The sequence below is a fragment of the Amycolatopsis sp. VC5-11 genome (assembly GCF_037034185.1).
GTDB lineage: Bacteria > Actinomycetota > Actinomycetes > Mycobacteriales > Pseudonocardiaceae > Amycolatopsis > Amycolatopsis nivea.
This window is the reverse complement of record NZ_JBAGKF010000009.1, coordinates 1-18963: the sequence shown is the minus strand read 5'-3', so window position 1 is coordinate 18963 and position 18963 is coordinate 1. Positions and strand designations below refer to the sequence as shown.

The 18963-nt window shown below is 69.9% G+C and carries 15 protein-coding genes; 12 read left to right on the top strand and 3 right to left on the bottom strand.

All coding sequences use genetic code 11. The features are described from left to right. The first annotated feature begins 62 nt into the window (after window positions 1-62). Together WA670_RS25535 and WA670_RS25530 are read left to right on the top strand one after the other, a co-directional pair. Entirely contained in the window at window positions 63-1337 is a 1275-nt protein-coding gene (locus WA670_RS25535; RefSeq protein ID WP_336159096.1) for a S41 family peptidase, read from the top strand. A 9-nt stretch (window positions 1338-1346) separates the two neighbouring features. Next, window positions 1347-1781 carry a VOC family protein gene (locus tag WA670_RS25530; RefSeq protein ID WP_134668536.1) on the top strand — a complete coding sequence of 145 codons (435 nt, stop codon included), beginning with the start codon at window positions 1347-1349 and terminating at the stop codon, window positions 1779-1781. A gap of 48 nt (window positions 1782-1829) precedes the next feature. Here the strand turns inward: WA670_RS25530 and WA670_RS25525 are convergent, their stop codons facing one another. Further along, window positions 1830-3575, bottom strand: coding sequence for a putative Ig domain-containing protein (locus WA670_RS25525; protein ID WP_078870314.1), 1746 nt, complete (start codon window positions 3573-3575; stop codon window positions 1830-1832). Between the two features lie 140 nt (window positions 3576-3715). Between WA670_RS25525 and WA670_RS25520 the strand changes: the two genes are divergently transcribed. After that, window positions 3716-6559 carry an ATP-binding protein gene (locus WA670_RS25520; protein ID WP_336159095.1) on the top strand — a complete coding sequence of 948 codons (2844 nt, stop codon included), beginning with the start codon at window positions 3716-3718 and terminating at the stop codon, window positions 6557-6559. A 54-nt stretch (window positions 6560-6613) separates the two neighbouring features. Next, a complete protein-coding gene (locus tag WA670_RS25515) occupies window positions 6614-7171 on the top strand; it encodes a 3'-5' exonuclease (protein WP_336159094.1) in 558 nt (185 codons plus the stop codon). 17 nt (window positions 7172-7188) lie between these two features. Here the strand turns inward: WA670_RS25515 and WA670_RS25510 are convergent, their stop codons facing one another. Both WA670_RS25510 and WA670_RS25505 read right to left on the bottom strand, forming a co-directional pair. Next, window positions 7189-8625: an aromatic amino acid ammonia-lyase gene (locus WA670_RS25510; protein WP_336159093.1), complete on the bottom strand. Its 1437-nt coding sequence runs from the start codon at window positions 8623-8625 to the stop codon at window positions 7189-7191. Between the two features lie 10 nt (window positions 8626-8635). Then, window positions 8636-8938: an ArsR/SmtB family transcription factor gene (locus WA670_RS25505; RefSeq protein WP_182890918.1), complete on the bottom strand. Its 303-nt coding sequence runs from the start codon at window positions 8936-8938 to the stop codon at window positions 8636-8638. Window positions 8939-9107: 169 nt separating this feature from the next. On the opposite strand from WA670_RS25505, the gene WA670_RS25500 reads away from it, so the two are divergent. From WA670_RS25500 to WA670_RS25465, 8 genes are all read left to right on the top strand, one after another. Then, entirely contained in the window at window positions 9108-10325 is a 1218-nt protein-coding gene (locus WA670_RS25500; RefSeq protein ID WP_336159092.1) for a glycoside hydrolase family 18 protein, read from the top strand. Window positions 10326-10384: 59 nt separating this feature from the next. After that, window positions 10385-11050: a DUF2461 domain-containing protein gene (locus WA670_RS25495; protein WP_037810119.1), complete on the top strand. Its 666-nt coding sequence runs from the start codon at window positions 10385-10387 to the stop codon at window positions 11048-11050. A gap of 157 nt (window positions 11051-11207) precedes the next feature. Beyond that, the gene (gene pyk / locus WA670_RS25490; RefSeq protein WP_037809875.1) at window positions 11208-12632 is read left to right on the top strand and encodes a pyruvate kinase; all 1425 of its coding nucleotides are present in this window, start codon (window positions 11208-11210) and stop codon (window positions 12630-12632) included. A gap of 91 nt (window positions 12633-12723) precedes the next feature. Further along, the gene (locus WA670_RS25485; RefSeq protein ID WP_336159091.1) at window positions 12724-13626 is read left to right on the top strand and encodes an acyl-CoA thioesterase; all 903 of its coding nucleotides are present in this window, start codon (window positions 12724-12726) and stop codon (window positions 13624-13626) included. Window positions 13627-14065: 439 nt separating this feature from the next. Further along, entirely contained in the window at window positions 14066-14965 is a 900-nt protein-coding gene (locus tag WA670_RS25480; RefSeq protein ID WP_037809879.1) for a helix-turn-helix domain-containing protein, read from the top strand. 13 nt (window positions 14966-14978) lie between these two features. After that, window positions 14979-15176 carry a DUF397 domain-containing protein gene (locus tag WA670_RS25475; RefSeq protein WP_037809881.1) on the top strand — a complete coding sequence of 66 codons (198 nt, stop codon included), beginning with the start codon at window positions 14979-14981 and terminating at the stop codon, window positions 15174-15176. A 184-nt stretch (window positions 15177-15360) separates the two neighbouring features. Further along, window positions 15361-15567: a hypothetical protein gene (locus WA670_RS25470; RefSeq protein ID WP_037809883.1), complete on the top strand. Its 207-nt coding sequence runs from the start codon at window positions 15361-15363 to the stop codon at window positions 15565-15567. 379 nt (window positions 15568-15946) lie between these two features. Beyond that, complete coding sequence (locus WA670_RS25465; protein WP_336159089.1) at window positions 15947-18958, top strand: helix-turn-helix transcriptional regulator; 3012 nt, start codon at window positions 15947-15949, stop codon at window positions 18956-18958. Window positions 18959-18963: the final 5 nt, after the last annotated feature.

Here is an 18963-nt window from a genome sequence, read left to right as displayed (position 1 = left end):
CCACCACAGTGCCGGGGGCGCGCGGTATTCCGTGCGCCCCCGGCTTTTTCTACCCTCGGCTCGTGCGAATCTTCCTGTCGGGCTTGGCGATTCTCTCGGTGGCCGCGGCCCCTCCTTCCACTGTGGACGTTCTCTGGCGGACCGACGGGTACGGGCAGCTGGTCCACGTGTCCGGCGGCAAGCTGACGACTTACGACGTCACCGAAGTCAGTTGCTTGCCCGGCACTCTTTCCGGAACTGGCGACGGCACAACGTTTTCCACGAACGAAGGCTCGGTCGTCACCATCCGGGCGGGCCGGATGAGTTTCGACGACAACCTCGGCGTGCGGTCGTTGCGTCGCGTCCCGGGTGGATTGCCGCCTGCGTGCCAGGCTTCGTCCGCAGACCTGTTCGACGTCTTCTGGCACACCTTTGCCGAGAATTATCCCTTCTTCCGGGCGAAAGGCGTCGACTGGAAGTCCGAAGGGGACGCTGCCCGCCGCGAGGTCGCCGCGCATCCGGAGCGGCTCTTCGACGTCCTTTGTGGACTGATCCGTCCGCTGCACGACGCCCATGTCGGTCTGCTCGCCGCAGGCCAGCACTGCTCTTTCCCGCGACCCGGCACTCCTGATCTGAAAACGACCGTCCCGCGCGCAATCGCCGTAGCCGATGCGAATCTCGGCGCGCCGATTCAGCGTTGGGCCGACGGAGCCATCGCCTACGCAGATCTGCCGGAGGGCCGCGGATACCTGCGGATCAGCGGATTCCACGACTACGCCGACACTTTCGCTGCCAGCAGCAAGGTTTTGGCGAAAGCGCTGGACGAAATCTTCACCGCCGACCGGGTGCACACGCTGCGCGGCCTGATCCTCGACCTGCGCGTCAACGGCGGCGGGGACGACCCGCTCGGCTTGCAAGTCGCCGCCCGGCTGACCGATGTCCCGCACTTCGCCTACGCCAAACGTGCCCGCAACGACCCGGACGATCCAACGCGATTCACTGTCCCGCAACCGTTCTTCGTGCAGCCAGCCGCGGCACCGCGTTACACCGGCCCGCTCACGGTCCTGACTGGCAGCCTGGACGTCTCAGCGGGAGAGACCTTCCTGCAAGCGCTGCTGAACCGGCATCCGCGGCCGGTCCTGATCGGACAGTCCACTCAGGGCGCCTTCTCGGACCTGCTGGAGCGAACGCTGCCTAAGCCGGGCTGGAAGGTGGCGTTGCCGAACGAGGAGTACCTCGATCCGCACGGCCGCACCTACGACGGCACCGGCATCAGCCCGGATCTGCAGGTCCCGGTCTTCGCCCCGGACGATCTCGCCGCCGGACGGGATCCGGCGCTGGCCGCGGCCCGCCGGTAAGGTGAGCGCATGGGGTCGGTCAAGCAGGTCCAGGTCACTTTCGATTGCGCGGAGCCCGAGCGCGTCGCCCGCTTCTGGTGCGAGGTGCTGGGTTACGTTGTGCCGCCACCGCCGGAAGGGTTCGCCGACTGGGCGGAGTTCGACCGTTCGCTGCCGGCCGAGCATCAGGGCTCGGCGTTCGCCTGCGTCGATCCGAACGGCGTCGGACCGCGGCTGTTCTTCCAGCGGGTGCCCGAGGGCCGCGTGGTGAAGAACCGGGTGCACCTCGACGTGCGCGCAGGCACCGGTCTGGTGGGCGAGGAACGGCTGGCGGCGCTGAAAGCCGAGGCCGACCGGCTGGTCGCGCTGGGCGCGTCCATCGTGCAGGTGCTGGAGGCGGACGGCGTGAACGAGTCCTGCATCCCGATGCAGGACGTCGAGGGCAACGAGTTCTGCCTGGACTGACGGAAACCGCCGTGCCGCGCCCGAGGCGACGGCACGGCGGCTGCCGGGTCAGGAAACGGAAACGTTGGCCGGAGCGGTGAACGAGCCGCCCGACACCTGGTAGATCTGCGAGACGGTGAGGCTGCCGCCCGCCGGGATGCTGTCCTGTCCGGTGATCACGACGTGCCCGGTCGAGCTGGACGCGGTGCCCGGGTTCGTGTTCGACAGCGATTCGTTCGAAGCCAGGTCGAACGACAGTGTCCAGCCGTTCGACGCCGACGAACCGCCGTTGGTGATCGTGAAGTGCGCGAAGGCGCCGAACCCGTAGTCGTAGTCGGTGGTGAACTTCGCGGTCAGCTTGCCCACCGGAGCCGTCGTGACGGTCCAGGTGAACGGAGCCTGCGCGGTCGCCCCGGCGGAGTCGGTGGCAGTCACGGTGACGTTGCTGGTGCCCGCGGCGCTCGGCGTGCCGGTGATGGAGCCGGTCTTGCCGTCGATGGCCAGCCCGGCGGGGAGGCCGTCGGCCGAGTAGGTGTAGGGCGAGGTGCCGCCCGACGCCGTGACCTTCAGCGAAACCGCCTTGCCCACCACGCTGTTCTGGTTGCCCGGGTTGCTGACGCTCAGCTTGCCGTTGGTGCCGCCGCCGGGGGTCAGGCCGGTGACGCCGTGCGGGGTGCCGAGGCCGGTCGGGCCGTCCCAGCCGGTGCCGGCGTCGCAGATCACCGTGCCGCAGCTGCCGTTGCTGCCCGAGGTGACGTCGTTGAAGTCGCCGGTGTGCGCGTACGGGTAGGTCGCGGCGTTGTCGCCGTCCTTCGGTGCGCCCGCGAGCGCCCAGATGCCTGCGACGATCGGGGTGGCGAGGCTGGTGCCGCCGTACTGCGACTGCTGGCCGTTGACGTAGATCGTGATGCCGCTGTTGGGGTCCGCGTCCGCCGAAATGTCCGAAGTGGCCCGATTGTCGCACGCGGTGCTGATCCCGTTCTGGAACGCGGGCTTGCTGAACTTGCTCGAACAGCCGCTGCCCGCCTTGCTCCAGGCGGTTTCGGAGTAGCCGCTGCCGGACGCGGTCAGCGTGGTGCCGCCGACCGCGACGACCTCGGGCGACGTGGCCGGGTATTCCGCCTGGGAACCGCTTTCGCTGCCCCAGTCGCCGGTGGCGCCGAGGATCGCGACGCCCGGGTGGTTGTAGTGCTGCTCGGCGTCCGAGGGGATCGCGCTCTCGTGGTCGGCGTAGCTGTTCGACACGATCTTCGCACCGAGCCGGACCGCGCTGTCGACGGCCGCCGCGAGGTCGCTGTCCTCGTTGCTGTTGCCTTCCACCAGCAGGATCTTGCAGTCCGGGCAGAGCGCGCTGACCGCGTCGACGTCGATGGCCATCTCGGTCGCCCAGCCCGAGTCGGTCTTGGACGGAAGCGTGCTCGTGCCGTCCTGGCCGACCACGGTGAGGCAGCCGTTCGCCTTGGTGCAGGAGCCCAGGTTCCAGTGGGAGCGGTAGTCGTTCAGGTCCTTCTCGATGCCGGGGTCGTCGAAGGCGTCGACGATCGCGACGGTGGTCCCGCCGCTCTTCATCCCGGCGACGCCGTAGGCCTTCTGCAGGTCGGCCGGGCTCATCGCGCTGGCCGGGCGGGCCCCGGACGAAACCAGTTGCACGGCCTGGCATTTCGCGTAGCCGGCGGGCGCGTTGGCACACGACGCCGGGCTCAGCTGGGGTCCGGCGTCCGCGGCCGGGGCCGACAGCGCCGCCACCCCCGCTCCGAGAGCGAGCGCGGCACCGGCGGCGGCCAGCCGTCTCAAGGTCATTCCTGCACGCATCATCGCGTCCTTCCTCGTACGCCGCTGCCCGGAAGACGGGCGAAAAGCGGTGCCGCCATTGGATTTCACCGAGGCGGTGCGGAACCAGGAACAACCGGCACAACCGGCTGTTGTGCCGGGAGGAGGAACCCGACCTTCGGAGGATGTCCCGCGCCCCGGCGCGAGCGACGATGGAGCGGCAGGAGGTGCGGGACATGCCGGACGGCGCTGCGGAAACGTTCGACCGGACGCTGGTCCGGTTGCGCCGGGCAGCCGGGCTGACGCAGGAACAACTGGCCCAGCGCTGCGGGCTGAGCACGCGCGGCGTGGGGAATCTCGAACGCGGGCAACGGCATCCGCGGCGAGTCACCGTGCAACTCCTCGCCGACGGTCTCGCGCTGCCCGAGGACAGCCGGGCCGAACTGCTCGCGGCCGCCCGGCGCGGCAGGCGACAGCCGCCGGACCACCCGGTTCCGCCTCCTCGTCCGGCGCCGGACCTCATCGGCCGCACCGAGGAACACGCCTTGCTGGACAAGCACATTTCCGGGACAGGAAGGCCGTTTCTGGTCTTCGCGGGACAAACCGGAATCGGCAAGACCCGGCTGCTCGCCGAAGCCGCGGCGCTGGCCGAGGCGCGGGGAACGGTGGTGCTCTCGACGGCGTGCTCGCGTTATGGCGGAGAGCCGTACGCGCCGCTCTCCGAAGCGTTCGCGCGGCACGTTTCCGAGCATCCCGCCAGACCCGGCCTGGCGTTCCTGCTTCCCGAACAACGCACGGCCGAACCGGCTCCGGCCCGCTGGCAGATGTTCGCCGAAGCAGCGCGGTTTCTCGACACCCTGGCGCGGCGCCGCGGCGTGCTCGTGATCCTGGACGACCTGCAATGGGCCGGTCCGGACGGCCTGGCGCTGCTGGCTTCGCTCGTCCAGGACGTCCGGCCGGATCGCGTCCGCTTCCTCGCCGCCTACCGCGACACCGAAATCGCCGCGGCCGAGCCGTTGGCCGACACGCTGCTCGATCTGTACCGGAAAGGCTTGGTGACACAGCATTCGCTGGCCCCGCTGGCGGACGAGGACGCGACGATGCTGTTGGACCACAGCGCCGGAACCGAGGTCGGGCAGTCCGCCCGCGACCGCGTGCTCCGACTGGCGGGCGGACTCCCGTTGTTCCTGGTCCAACTGGGACACGTACTGGGCAGATCCGGCAAACCGCCCGCGGAACTGCCGTGGGGACTCGCCCACGCGGTGCGGCGGCAGGTCGGTTCGCTGCCCGAACGCACGGCCGAAGTCCTCACCCTGCTGGCGGTGGGGCAGCAACGGATGGACCCGGACGTCCTGGCCGCGGCTGCCGGGCTCGAGCCGGCCGAATTGTCCGAAGTGCTCGCTCCCGCGCACACCGCACGGCTGCTGGACGAGAACGCCGAGGGCGTCCGGCTGACCCACGAACTCGTCGCCGAGGTAGTGAACGGAGACTTGCCGCCAAGCCGTCGGCACGCACTGCACCGCAGACTCGCCGAGGCATTGGGCGGCGCGGCAGCGGCCTACCACTACACGCACGCACAGGACACCGAACGCGCCGCGCAGACCTTAAGGCACGCAGCGGAAAAAGCCAGCAGGCAAGCCGCGCACGACACGGCCGCCCAGCATCTGGGTGCGTTGGTCGATCTGCTGGACCGCACCGGTTCCCAGGCTGCCGTCGCCGAAGCCGCCGAAGCCTGGGCGGACGCGCTCGCCGCAGCCGGTCGGTACGACGCCGCGCTCGCCGCTGCTGAACGCGCGCTTTTGGTGTACCGCAAGGAAGGCGACGAGGAACGGCAACGCCTCGTGATCGCGAGGATCGGGTATTTGCACTACCAACGCGGCACTCCGCGCGAAGGCTTGGCCCGGATCGCGCCGACCCTCACCGAGGACCGTCCTGGCGGGTCGTCCGTGCGGCTGCGGCTGGCTCGCGCCGCGAACCTCTACCAGAGCACGCGCTACCGGGAATCCGTCGAGGTCTCCACGGCCGCGATCGTCGCGGCAGAGTCGGTGGGGGACGAGCATGGTCTAGCGGGCGGTCACCTGCGCCGCGGACTCGCGCTGCGCCTGCTCGGCCGCAACGAGGAAGCACTGGCCGACCTGCACACCGCCGCGGCTACGGCGGAACTGTGCGGGGACCGGGACATCGTCGTCCGCGCGCTGACCGGGGTCGCCGTGCTGCACCACTACCGCGGCGAACTGACCCGAGCCGACCGGCAGTTCGAGCGAATCCTCCGACTGGCCGAAGAACTCGGCGACCGGGAGCTGCTCAGCCGAGCAGTCTGCAACGTCGGCGCGAGCGCGGTCTACGTCGGCCGCTGGGGCGCCGCACTGCGCCGGTTCAGCCAGGCACTGGAACTGGCGGGACACGGCCGCTCGCCGATGTGCGGCGCGATGGCCCTCATCGGCCGGGGCGCACTGTGGTCAGCCTGCGGCCGCTACGACGTGGCTGCCGACGACCTGACCCAAGTGATCCGCCTGGGCCAAGAGAGCGACAATGCGGACATCATCTGCAATGCGTCCGCCCAGCTGGCGGAGAACGACGTCCGCGCGGGCCGCCCCGAGCGAGGGGTGCGCCGATTGCTGCCTTTGCTTGCACTGCAAGGGGAACGAAGCTGGCAGATGACCGACGCACTGCCATTCCTCGCCGAAGCACAACTGGCGGCCGGGGATCCGGTTGCTGCTGGGGAGACTGCGGCGGAGGCTGTTGCCTGCACTGAGCACATCGAGCACATCCTCGCCCGCACGGACGCGTTTCGGGTGCAGGGGCTGGCTTTTCTTCGGCGCGGGGACTTTTCGGCGGCGGGGGAGAGTTTGGAGGAGGCGCGTGCGCTGGCTGAGCGGGTGGGTTCGCCTTACCTGCACGCACGGGTGAGTGCGGCGCATGCTGTTCTGTCGGATTGGCGTGGCGATTGCGTTGCCGCGGCCCGGGATCGGGGGCGGGCGGAGGAGTTGTTCACGGCTTTGCGGCGGGACGCTTTGGCGGAGGACTGAGTCTGCGCGGAAACTCGAGTGCCTCGGCTGTCTTCGGTTTCTACACTCGCTGGCATGGAAGCGGACCTCCTGAACGTGGTCGACGTCGAGGCGACCTGCTGGGAGAAACGGCCGCCGCCCGGCCAGGCCAGCGAGATCATCGAGATCGGATTGACCGTCGTCGATCTGCGCGCGGGCGAGCGGGTGGCCAAGCACCGGATACTGGTCCGTCCGGCCCGGTCGGAAGTGAGCCCGTTCTGCACGGAGCTGACCGGGTTGACCCAGTCCGAAGTGGACGGCGGCTTGTCGTTCCAGGAGGCCTGCCGGACGCTGGCGGTGCGGCATCGCACGGCGGAGTTGCCGTGGGCCAGCTGGGGAGACTACGACCGCAATCAATTCGCTCGGCAGTGCCGCCACACCGGCACCGAGTACCCGTTCACTGGACAGCACACCAACGCGAAGGTCGCGTTCACCGCGGCCTGCGGTCTGCGTCGCCGCCCCGGTATGGCGCAAGCGCTTGCCGTCGCGGGCCTCCCGCTCGAAGGCCGCCACCATCGCGGCGACGACGACGCGTGGAACATCGCCGCGCTGGTGCTGGAGATCGCGAAGCGCGGAGCGTGGCCCCGCGGCTGAATCCGTATCGCCGGGGTTCAGATCCGCGCCAGTTCGTCCAGAACTCCGGCTGCCTTGGCGATGTCCTCAGTCAACGGCCGATCCTCCAACCGCTCGTCCAACACCTCCACCGCGGCCGCGTACGCCGCCCGCACCGGGAGGTCCACCAGCTCCGCCTTCCGAATCCGCAACGCACGCACCGCCGCGACCAGTTCGCACGCCAGCACCTGCCGATAAGCCCCAGCAGCCGCAGTAGCCGCCCGTGCGGCCTGGGTCGAGAAGCTCGCGTGGTCTTCGATCCCGCGTGACACCACGGCGGTCCCGAGCGTCGCGGGCAATGCCGCCTGCCGCAGTTCGGTCAGCGCGTCGTGCGCCACGTACTCCAGGATCATCACCCCGGAACTCCCCGGCGGACCGACCGCGAGGAACGGGCGCAACCCGGTGAACTCCGGTTCCACCAAGTCTCCCAACCGGGCCACGGACAGCTCTGCGACCTGATGCACCGTCGCGCGGGCTTGGTCGAGCGCAGTCGAGACGTACGCGGTGTGGAAGTGCGCGTGATGGTACGCATCGCCGTGCACGGTGGAGATCATCGGATTTTCCGTGCTGGCATTGATCTCCACGGCGAGCACGTCACGCAGATAATGAATCGCGTCCAGCGCCGGACCCTGTACCTGTGGAAAAGCGCGTAGCCCAAAGGGATCCTGAAGCCGCCGACCCGGCTTTGGCGTGCCGTGCATACCCAACAGTCGACGCATCTCAGCCGCGCACGCCACCTGTCCGGCGTGCGGACGCGCTTCGTGCACCGGCGTCGCGTACGCCTCGGGGTTGCCGTCGAGAGCTACGTACGTGAGCGCGGCGACGGCGTGGCTCGCGCGGGTGAGCGTGTCCAGGCTCATCGCGGCGAGGGTCGCTTCGGCGAGCGTCGCGGCGTTGCTGCTCATGAACGCCAGCGCGTCGCCCGCGTGCACTGGAACCGGTGGCACCGTGCCGATCGCCCACTCGCGTTCCCCGGCCAACGCGAGCGCGGTCTCCGCGAGGGGAGCGAGGTCGCCGGTGCCGATCGCGCCCAGGCGATGCACGACGGGCAAGGCACCGGTACGCACGGCTTCGGCGAGCGCGCCGATCAGCTCCGGGCTGATTCCAGAGCGTCCGGCCAGCAATTGGTTGAGCCGGATCAGCAGCATCGCGCGGATCTGGCCGTCGGGCAGCAGTTCGCCGCTGCCGCCGGCGTGGCTGCGCAGCAGGCGAAGTCCGTGTTCGGCGGGCTCGTCCACCGCGTCGTCCTTGTTCGCTCCGACGCCGGTGGTGCGGCCGTAGACCACTCGCCGGGTGCTCAGGTCCTCGGCCAGCTTCCACGAGTGCTCGGCGGCGCGCAGCGCGGCGATGGACACGTCGATCGCCAGCGGGCCGTCGGTGTGCGCCGCCGTGACCACGTCGGCGCACCGCAGGGTCCGGCCGTCCACTCGGATCACGGCGTGCTCCTCACTCGGTTTCGTCCAGCCGCTGTTCGAGCGCGTCGAGCCGGTCGGCCCAGAACTGCCGGTACGGCGCGAGCCACGCGTCCACTTCGGCCAGCGGCTCGGCACGCAGCCGGTAGCAGCGGCGCTGTGCGGACACCCGCACGGTCACCAGCCCCGCCTCGCGCAGGACGCGCAGGTGCTTGGACACGGCGGGCTGGCTGAGCCGCAGTTCGGCCACCAGTTCGCCGACCGACCGCTCGCCCTCGAGCAGCAGGTCGAGCAGCGCGCGGCGGCGGGGTTCGGCCAGCACGTCGAAGGTCTGCATCACCCCGGAAATCTGCCTCGCGGCGCATATGCCTGTCAAGGAATGCGCGTACCGCCGAATGTCCGTTTTATGGTCTAAACCATTGACCTGGTGGTCTAGTCCACTTACGGTGCATTTGTCCCCGCCGTCACTGCCTCGTCACCGACGGTGACTCCTGAAGGGAGCAACGATGCTTCGCTTGCGCAGAACCCGCCTGCTGGCCTTGGCGACCGCGGCGTTCGCCGCCGCGGCCGCGCTCGTCCCCGCCGCCTCGGCCGCCGCCCCCGCGAGAACCGAGGCCGCGTCCGGCAAGGTCGTCGGCTACTTCACCGACTGGGGCATCTACGACCGCAACTACCACGTGAAGAACATCGAGACGTCCGGCTCGGCGAACAAGCTCACGCACATCAACTTCGCCTTCGGCAACGTCACGAACGGCGGCTGCGCGATCGGCGACGCGTGGGCCGACTACCAGAAAACCTACGACGCGGCGGGCAGCGTCGACGGTGTCGCCGACACCTGGGACCAGCCGCTCGCGGGCAGTTTCAACCAGCTCAAGAAGCTGAAGGCCAAGCACCCCGGGCTGAAGATCATCTGGTCGTTCGGCGGCTGGACCTGGTCCGGCGGCTTCGGCCAGGCCGCGAAGAACCCGGAAGCCTTCGCGAATTCCTGCTACAACCTGGTCAACGACCAGCGCTGGGCCGGGCTGTTCGACGGCATCGACCTCGACTGGGAGTACCCGAACGCGTGCGGTCTCACCTGTGACACGAGCGGTCCCGACGCGTTGAAGAAGCTGCTCGCCGCGGTACGGGGGAAGTTCGGTTCGTCGAAGCTCGTCACCGCCGCGATCACCGCCGACGGCAGCAACGGCGGCAAGCTCGACGTCACCGATTACGCGGGCGCCGCGCAGTACGTCGACTGGTACAACGTGATGACGTACGACTTCTTCGGCGGCTGGGCCGCGCAAGGCCCGACCGCGCCGCACTCGCCGCTGACGTCGTACAACGGCCTGCCGACGCAGGGCTTCTACTCGGACGCGGCCATCCAGAAGCTCAAGAGCAAGGGCGTCCCGGCCTCGAAGCTGTTGCTGGGCATCGGTTTCTACGGCCGCGGCTGGACCGGAGTCACGCAGAGCGCGCCGGGCGGCACCGCGACCGGACCGGCCCCTGGCAAGTACGAGCAGGGCATCGAGGACTACAAGATCCTCAAGACGAGCTGCCCGGCGACCGGAACCGTCGCGGGCACCGCGTACGCCAAGTGCGGTTCGAACTGGTGGAGCTACGACACCCCGTCGACCATCGCGGGCAAGACCTCCTACGCGCGGTCGCAGGGCCTCGGCGGCACCTTCTTCTGGGAGCTGTCCGGCGACACCTCGAACGGCGAGCTGATCACGGCACTCGCGAAGTAACCCCGTTCGACGCAGCCGGGGCGCCGATTCTGTCGGTGCCCCGGTTTATCGTGCTGCGGGTGAAGTTCAGCGGATTCGGGGAGCACGCCGTCGAGTTCTACGACGGGCTGCTCGCGGACAACACCAAGGCCTACTGGGACGACCACGTGGCGCTCTACAAGGAGCACGTCCGGGCTCCGATGGAGGCGCTGCTGGCCGAACTGGAGCCGGAGTTCGGCGCGGGCTTCGGCGAGGCGAAGGTGTTCCGGCCCTATCGCGACGTCCGGTTCGCCAAGGACAAGACGCCGTACAAGACGCACTGCGGCGGCGTGATCGAGGCCGGCCGCGGCGGGGGAGCGTATTACGTCGAGGTCGGCCCGGCCGGGCTGCGCGTCGGCGGCGGCTGCTTCCACCTGGCCTCGGACCAGCTGGCCCGGTACCGCACGGCGGTCGACACCGAACTGCACGGGCCCGCGCTGGAGAAGATCCTGGCGAGCCTGCGGAAGGCGGGCTGGGAAATTCTCGGTGACCGGCTGAAGTCCAAACCGCGCGGGTTCGCCGAGGACCACCCGCGCCTCGACCTGCTGCGGCACCGCTCGGTGTACGCCGTCCGCGCCTGGGAGCCAGACGACTTCCTGCACGAGCGCGAGGCGCTCGACCGAGTGCGGAAATCGTGGCGCCAGCTGCGGAAGTTCAACGAATGGGCCCGCGACCACGTCGGTCCGAGCGAGAAACCGCGGCGCTGAACCCGGCCTCCCCCGTTCGGGTGATTCCGAGCGGCCCCGTGCGGCGCGGCCGCCCAGCGCACGCCGGTGCCCGGAACTGAATCCTTCCCGCGTTCTCCGGCCGGAGTTTCGGGATCGGTACAGACGCGAGCGGCCCGAGCGACTAGGCTCTCCGGACGTGAGCCGACGCGCGAAGATCGTTTGTACATTGGGTCCCGCGACCTCCACCCCGGAGAAGATGCGGGCACTCGTCGACGCCGGGATGGACGTCGCGAGGATGAACTTCAGCCACGGCAGCCACAGCGACCACAAGCAGGTCTACGACCTGGTCCGGTCCGCGGCCGCCGAAACCGGCCGGGCGGTGGGGATTCTCGCCGACCTGCAGGGACCGAAGATCCGGCTGGGCACGTTCGCCAGCGGATCGGCGGAATGGCACACCGGCGACGTCGTCCGGATCACCGTCGAGGACGTCGCGGGCACCCACGACCGGGTCTCGACCACCTACAAGGGCCTCGCCAAGGACGCCAAGCCGGGCGACCGGCTGCTGGTCGACGACGGCAAGGTCGGCCTGGTGGTCAAGGACGTCGAGGGCCCGGACGTCGTGTGCGAGGTGACCGAGGGCGGTCCGGTCAGCAACAACAAGGGCGTGTCGCTGCCCGGGATGGACGTCTCGGTGCCTGCGCTGTCCGACAAGGACATCGAGGACCTGGAGTTCGCGCTGCACCTGGGCGTCGACTTCATCGCGCTGTCCTTCGTGCGCTCGCCCGCCGACATCGACCTCGTGCACCAGGTGATGGACCGCGTCGGCAAGGGCAGGCTGCCGGTCGTCGCGAAGATCGAGAAGCCCGAGGCGGTCTACAACCTCGAGGCCATCGTGCTGGCCTTCGACGCGGTGATGGTCGCCCGCGGCGACCTCGGCGTCGAGCTGCCGCTCGAGCAGGTCCCGCTGGTGCAGAAGCGCGCCATCCAGATCTGCCGCGAGAACGCGAAGCCGGTCATCGTCGCCACGCAGATGCTGGAGTCGATGATCAGCAACTCCCGCCCGACCCGCGCCGAGGCGTCCGACGTCGCGAACGCGGTCCTCGACGGAGCCGACGCGGTGATGCTGTCCGGCGAGACGAGCGTCGGCCGGTACCCGATCGAGACGGTCCAGACGATGGGCCGGATCGTCGAGGCCGTCGAGACGGATTCGCCGGTCGTGCCGCCGCTGTCGCACGTGCCGCGCACCAAGCGGGGCGTGATCTCTTACGCCGCCCGCGACATCGGCGAGCGGCTCAACGCCAAGGCGCTGGTCGCGTTCACCCAGTCCGGAGACACCGTGCGCCGCCTCGCGCGGCTGCACACGCGGCTGCCGCTGATGGCGTTCACGCCGGAGCAGAGCGTCCGCAGCCAGCTGGCGCTGACCTGGGGCACCACGACGCAGATCGTCCCGCGCGTGGACTCCACCGACCAGATGATCCAGCAGGTCGACCACGCGATGCTCGAAATGGGCAAGTACCAGCGCGGCGACCTCGTGGTGATCGTCGCGGGCTCGCCGCCCGGGACCGTCGGGTCGACCAACCTGATCCACGTCCACCGGCTCGGTGAAGACGACCACGCATAAGGGACATGCCGGAACCCTGTTGCATAGGCTCCGCCTTCCTCCCCTCCGCCACCCTCAACGGAGGCGCTGGGCGCCGCTGTAAATTTTTGGCATGACTGAGATGGCCAGGGAAGCCGCCACCGGACTCGACTCCAACCCCGGTGGCGGCGGGCAGCCCGTGCTGGACAAGCTCGTCGCGCTGCTCGACCTGGAGAAGATCGAAGAGAACATCTACCGCGGCGTTTCGCCCGCGCACTCGTCGGTGCGGGTGTTCGGCGGGCAGGTCGCCGGGCAGGCGCTCGTCGCGGCGGGCCGGACCGTTCCGGAGGAGCGGCGGGTCCATTCGCTGCACGCGTACTTCATCCGCGGCGGCGACCCGAGCGTCCCGATCGTGTACGAAGTGGACCGCATCCGCGACGGCCGCTCGTTCACCACCCGGCGCGTGGTCGCCGTCCAGCACGGCAAGGCGATTTTCTCGCTGTCCGCGTCGTTCCAGAAGGACGAACCGGGCATCGACCACGCCGAGACGATGCCGGCGGACGTGCCCGACCCCGAGTCGCTGCCGACCTTCCCCGAGCTGACCGCGGGCTACGGCCTGCGCTTCAGCGAGATCCCGCGGCCGATCGACATCCGCTACGTCGGCGAGCCGCCGTGGGTCACCCGCACCACCGGCGAACGCCCGACCCACCACCGGGTCTGGATGCGGGCCGACGGCACCCTCGCCGACAACCAGCTGCTGCACGTCTGCGTGCTCACCTACGCCTCGGACATGACCCTGCTCGACTCGGTCCTCGCGCGGCACGGCGTGTACTGGGACGTCGACAAGGTGCTCGGCGCGAGCCTCGACCACGCGCTCTGGTTCCACCGTCCGTTCCGGGCCGACGAGTGGTTCCTCTACGACAGCACCTCGCCGAGCGCCTCGGGCGCCCGCGGGCTGGCCACCGGACGGTTCTTCACCCGCGACGGCCTGCACGTCGCCACCGTGGTCCAAGAAGGACTGCTTCGGGTCCGATAAGGACGGCCGCCCCGGCGATGACCACTCAGAGTGGCTGTCTGCAGAGGAAAACGTCGGAAACCGTCACACTCCCGTGGCGAAATTGCGCGGGAATACCCGTCTGAGTAATGCCGCGAAGCAAAGGAAGGTGCCCGGGACCGGTCGGGGGGCGGCCCCGGACACCGTGGTCGTCCGCTTTACCGCGGTCTCCGCGAATAGCCGAGGACGGCCGTCGTCTACGCTGCTCAGGGCTGTCGGCGCGGCTGGATTCGCGTCTCGGCCCGCAGGATGCCAGAGTACAAGCGCACTCTGCACAATGCAGGTCGGAAGCAGGTCGGAACCAGCGACGGCGGGCTCCCGCCGCGACAGTGGGAATTCGCCGGTGTTATTACTCCACTGACAAGTCGATCACCTGGTTAGATATGCAGTGCGGGCAACAATACGAACCGGAGGTGCTGCCGTGGCGAGAGGCCAGGGACCGACTGTTCGCCGCAGGCGCCTCGCGAGCGAGCTGCGGAGGCTGCGCGAAGCCGCCGATCTGACCATCGACGAGGTCGGCGAAAAGCTGGAGTGCTCGGCGTCCAAAGTGAGCCGCATCGAGACCGGCCACGTCGGCGTCACCCCGCGCGACGCACGCGACATGCTCGCGCTGTACGGCATCACCGGCGACGAGCAGGAAGCGCTCGTCCAGCTCGCGCGCGAAGCACGCAAACGCGGCTGGTGGCACGCGTACAACGAAGTCTTCACCGGCACCTTCGTCGGCCTCGAAGCCGACGCGAGCTCGCTGCGCGCGTTCCAGGCGCTGCTGGTCCCGGGCTTGCTGCAGACCGAGCGCTACGCGTTCTCGGTGATCCGCGCGCTGCGCCCGGACGCCGAAGAGTCCGAGACCCGCCGCCGGGTCGCCGCGCGGATGGCGCGCCAGCAGCTGCTGACCGACGACCCGCCGGTCGAGTACTGGGCGGTGATCGACGAGGCGGTGCTGCACCGCGTGGTCGACAGCCCCGAGGTGATGGCCGAGCAGCTGTACCGGATCACCGCGATGGCGGAAAAGCCGAACGTGACCGTCCAGGTGGTGCCGTTCGGCGCCGGGGCGCACCCCGGCATGGAGGGACCGTTCCTCATCATGGGCTTCCCCGAGCAGGCCGATCCCGACGTGGTCTACGTCGACGACAGCACTTCCAGCGGCCTGTACCTCGAACAGCCCGACGACGTCCGGCGCTACGCGCTGATGTTCGACCACCTGCGCGCAGCAGCGCTGAAACCGGACGATTCGGTGGCGCTGATCACCGACGCGGCCGGCCGGTTCGCCGAACAGGCCGCCGTGGTTCAGGAACCGAGGAACACCGACCCGAGACAGTGAGGATGTGGGGACCATGATGGCCGACCTTTCCGGTGCCCAGTGGCGCAAGAGCAGCTACAGCGGCGGCGGCAACGACTGCGTCGAGGTCGCCTTCGTCGCAGGCGGCGCCGCGGTGCGCGATTCCAAAGACCCGGAAGGCGGGGCGTTCCGCCTGCCCGCCGCCGGCTGGCAGGCGCTCCTGGACGCGGTGCGCGGCCAGGGGCAGGCTTGACCCGTTCGCCCGGCTGATCGCTCAGCTGAGACCCCTTACCCCGTTCGACCTGGACTTCCCCGGTCGAAGCCGCGGGTAAGGGGTCTTTTCGCGTCCCGGTGTAGGCGATCACCCGATGCCCGGGGCGGCCCCTCAGCACGAAAGTGGTCTTCGGCAGACAACGAGACCCGCTGGGGAGAAGAAAATGAGCGACTACAACTGGGACGCCACCCGCGCCGAGGTCGACTACCGGATGGCCGAACTGCGCCGCGCCGCCCGCCAGGCCCGCCTGAGCCGGGGCAACCGGGTGGTCCGCTGGGTGCGCACACACCGCATCACGAACGTCGAGGTGCCCCGCCAGGAAAGGCGCACGGCGACGGTACCGGAGGCCAGGGCGCGACATAGCGCATGAGCCTCAGGGTGTCGGGGACGGTAAGGGGGTCGGGCGGGGCGGCCGCGCCGGGACGGGGGTTCCGGGGCCGCTCCGCCCGCCGGACGCACCCGGCCCCCGTACGAAGCTCCCGCAGAGGTCCGTGAAGGGCTCCTTGAGGGAATCAGATTCCCTCAAGGAGCCCTTCACGGACTTTCCGCATCGCGTGCCGGGCGCACCGCCGCGAGGCAACCGGGGTCCCCGCCGGAAACGTGCCGCGGCCCGCGCGCCGATCGGTCCCGGGGCACCGACCGGACCGGCCCCCGGCGACGCGGCGGGGCCGCCCGTTGGACGGAGATCACGGCCCGAACCGGCCGCCACGAGGAAATCCATGTCGGAACTGTCGGGGGTGTAGGTGAGAATGCATCTCGTGCCTCGTCTCGGTTCCGGTATTCCGCTCGTCGCCCGCACGCAGGAGATGCGGCGGCTGCGCGCGGCCTTCGCGCGCGCTGAACGCGGAGAAGCAGGTGCGGTGCTGATCGCGGGCGACGCCGGGGTCGGCAAGACCCGCCTGCTCACCGCGCTCGGCGAGCACGTCGCGGGCTGCGGCGGGCTCGTGCTCACCGGCCGGTGCATCGACGTGCGCGACGGCGGCCTGCCCTACCTTCCGTTCGCCGAGGCGCTGGCTCCGCTCGGGTCGTCGGCCGATCCGGCGGTGTCGGCTGCGGTGCGGGCTCGGTCCGCGCTCGGGATGCTGCTGCCGCAAGGCGATCCGCGGCCCGCCGCCACCGGCGACCACGGGCAGGTTTCGGAAGGGGAGCGCGAGGGCGGCCGCCGGGTGCGGCCCGAGCAGGACCTCGGCCAACTCCAGCTGTTCGACGCGGTGCTGGGCGTGCTGACCGAGGTCGGCCAGGAGCGGCCGGTGGTCGTCCTGCTGGAAGACCTGCACTGGGCGGACTCCTCCACCCGCAACCTGCTGTCCTTCCTGCTCAGCCGCCTGCGCGCGCAGCGGCTGCTGGTCGTCGGCAGCTATCGCGAGGAGGACGTCCACCGCAGGCATCCGCTGCGCGGTCTGCTGTCCGAGCTGGTCCGGCTGAACACCGTGGAACAGCTCTCGCTCGCCCCGTTCGGACCGGCTGACGCGCGGGCGTTCGTCGCGGCGCTGGCCGAGGAACCGCTGTCGCCGGACGTCGTCGCGGACATCGCCAAACGGTCGGAGGGCAATCCGTTCTTCGTCGAGGAGCTCCTCGCCACCGGTGCCGACTGCCAAGATCTCCCCGCCGGGCTCGCCGAGGTCCTCCTCGCCCGGCTCGAACGCTTCCCGGCCGAGACGCGCCGGGTGCTGCGGGTCATCTCGGTGGCCAACGAATCGGTGTCGCACGCCGCGCTCGCGCAAGTCGCGGGCATCGGCGATCTGGAGCTGGACGAGGCGCTGCGGGAAGCCGTGCAACACCACGTCCTGGTCATCGAGCGCGGTTTCTACACTTTCCGGCACGCCTTGCTGCAGGAGGCGGTCTACGCGGATCTGCTTCCCGGCGAGCGTACGCGGATGCACGCGGGATATGCCGCGCGGATCAAGTCGATGCCGCAGGGGCGCGGCCACGACGCGAAGCTCGCCTTCCACAGTCTGGAAAGCCGGGACTTCGACACTGCCTTGTCCGCGTTGCTGCGTGCTGCCGACGAAGCGGAAAAGCTCGGCGCGCCTGGCGCTGCGCTGCGGCATATCGAGCAAGCACAGTCCATTTGGGACGCCGTGGCTCCGGAGAATCGTCCGGAAGGCGTGGACGAGCTGAAGCTGCTCAGCGAGGCGTCGTACTTCGCCGGCACGTCAGGCGAGCCGGAGCGCGCGGTCGCGTACGCGCGGTCAGCGACCGAAGCACTCAAGCCGGACGCGTCGCCCGAGCACGCGGCGAAGGTCTGGCGTCGGCTGGCCGAAACGCTGCTCACCCTGGAAGGCACGTTCGACGAGGCGGTTCGGGCGATCGAGCGGGCTTGGGAGCTGGTCGCCGATCGGGAGCCGAGCGGGGCGCGGGCCTGGGTGCTGGCGTCCCGCGCCGGGTTCCAGCGGCTGCTCGACCAGCCGGCCGAGGCGTTGGCCAGCGCGCACACCGCGGTTGCCGACGCACGTGCCGTCGGGGCGGTCGGTGCGGAGGCGTCGGCGCTGGTCACGCTGGGCACGCTGGCGGACGGCGCGGGCGATCCGGTCGAGGCTCGCGAACGGTTGTGCGAGGCCGAACGCAAGGCGCACAACGCCGGTGCGCTGAACGTCGAGATCCGGGCGATGTACTTCCTCGCCCTCAGCTACGACGACCAGGCGGAGATGGATCTGGCGCTCGCCCACGCCGCCCGTGGGGTCGAGCGGGCCGAGGCGGTCGGGCTGACCTGGAGCGCGTACGGGCTGGAGCTGCGTGCCCGGCTCCTGTATTTGCGGTATCTCAGCGGAGATTGGCCGAAGGAGGATGCCGCGGGGCGTGCCCGGCGAGGCGTGTCCAGTGCGGTCGCTGCGCGGATCTTGGCCAACTGGGTCCTGTTCCTGGTGGGGCGCGGGCGATTCGCGGACGCGGCCAAGGCGTTGCCGGGATTGCGGCAGCAGTGGATGGCGGATCCGCAGATCGCCTTGTCGGCGGGCGACGCGGCGATCGAGCTGGCCGCTTGGCGCGGGGAGCATGCCGAGGCGCTGCGGATTACCGACGAATTGGTGTCCTGGCTGGAGAAGGTCGAGACGGCGCTGCTCGGCGGGATCCGGATCGTGGCGCTGGCGATTCCGTCGGCGGCGGCGTTGGCCGCGGAGGCACGCGCCAAGGGGGATCTGGCCGCGGCCGATCGGTTTGTGGCTGTCGGGCGACGGCTGGTGGAGCACGGGCGGCGTTGTGCTGCCGAGGGGCATCCCCGGTCCGGGACCATCGGGCCGGAGGGGCGGGCTTGGCTGGCCCGGATGGAGGCCGCGGCGTCCGGGCTGGAGGGTCCGGCCGATCCGGAGCTGTGGGGTGCGGCTGCCGCGGCTTATTCGTACGGGGCGGTTTACGAACAGGCGGTTTGCCGGTGGCGGCAGGGGGAGGCGTTACTGGCCGCCGGACAGCCGGGGGCGGCGGAGGCGTTGGAGGCGGCGCATTCCGTGGCGGTGAAGCTGGATGCGGTTCCGTTGCGGGATGCGGTGCGGGAGTTGGCGCATCGGGCTCGGGTCGAGTTGGCTGGGGTTGAGGTCGTTCCCGTTGCTCGGGCGCAGGTGAATCCGTTGACTGACCGGGAGCGGGATGTGCTGGAGCGGGTGGCGCTGGGGCGGACTAATCGGCAGGTGGGGGAGGAGTTGTACATCAGCGAGAAGACGGTGAGCGTGCATCTTTCCCGGGTGATGGCGAAGCTGGGGGCCAGTCGGCGGGCTGAGGCTGTGGCTATTGCTTATGACCGGGGGTTGCTTACTGTGCCGGAGTAGCTCGG

Coding starts and splice junctions, on each gene's coding strand:
- WA670_RS25530 (WP_134668536.1), top strand. CDS start 1,347: ATGGGGTCGGTCAAGCAGGTCCAGGTCACTTTCGATTGCGCGGAGCCC.
- WA670_RS25525 (WP_078870314.1), bottom strand. CDS start 3,575: ATGATGCGTGCAGGAATGACCTTGAGACGGCTGGCCGCCGCCGGTGCC.
- WA670_RS25520 (WP_336159095.1), top strand. CDS start 3,716: ATGTCCCGCGCCCCGGCGCGAGCGACGATGGAGCGGCAGGAGGTGCGG.
- WA670_RS25515 (WP_336159094.1), top strand. CDS start 6,614: ATGGAAGCGGACCTCCTGAACGTGGTCGACGTCGAGGCGACCTGCTGG.
- WA670_RS25505 (WP_182890918.1), bottom strand. CDS start 8,938: ATGCAGACCTTCGACGTGCTGGCCGAACCCCGCCGCCGCGCGCTGCTC.
- WA670_RS25500 (WP_336159092.1), top strand. CDS start 9,108: ATGCTTCGCTTGCGCAGAACCCGCCTGCTGGCCTTGGCGACCGCGGCG.
- WA670_RS25485 (WP_336159091.1), top strand. CDS start 12,724: ATGACTGAGATGGCCAGGGAAGCCGCCACCGGACTCGACTCCAACCCC.
- WA670_RS25475 (WP_037809881.1), top strand. CDS start 14,979: ATGATGGCCGACCTTTCCGGTGCCCAGTGGCGCAAGAGCAGCTACAGC.
- WA670_RS25470 (WP_037809883.1), top strand. CDS start 15,361: ATGAGCGACTACAACTGGGACGCCACCCGCGCCGAGGTCGACTACCGG.
- WA670_RS25465 (WP_336159089.1), top strand. CDS start 15,947: ATGCATCTCGTGCCTCGTCTCGGTTCCGGTATTCCGCTCGTCGCCCGC.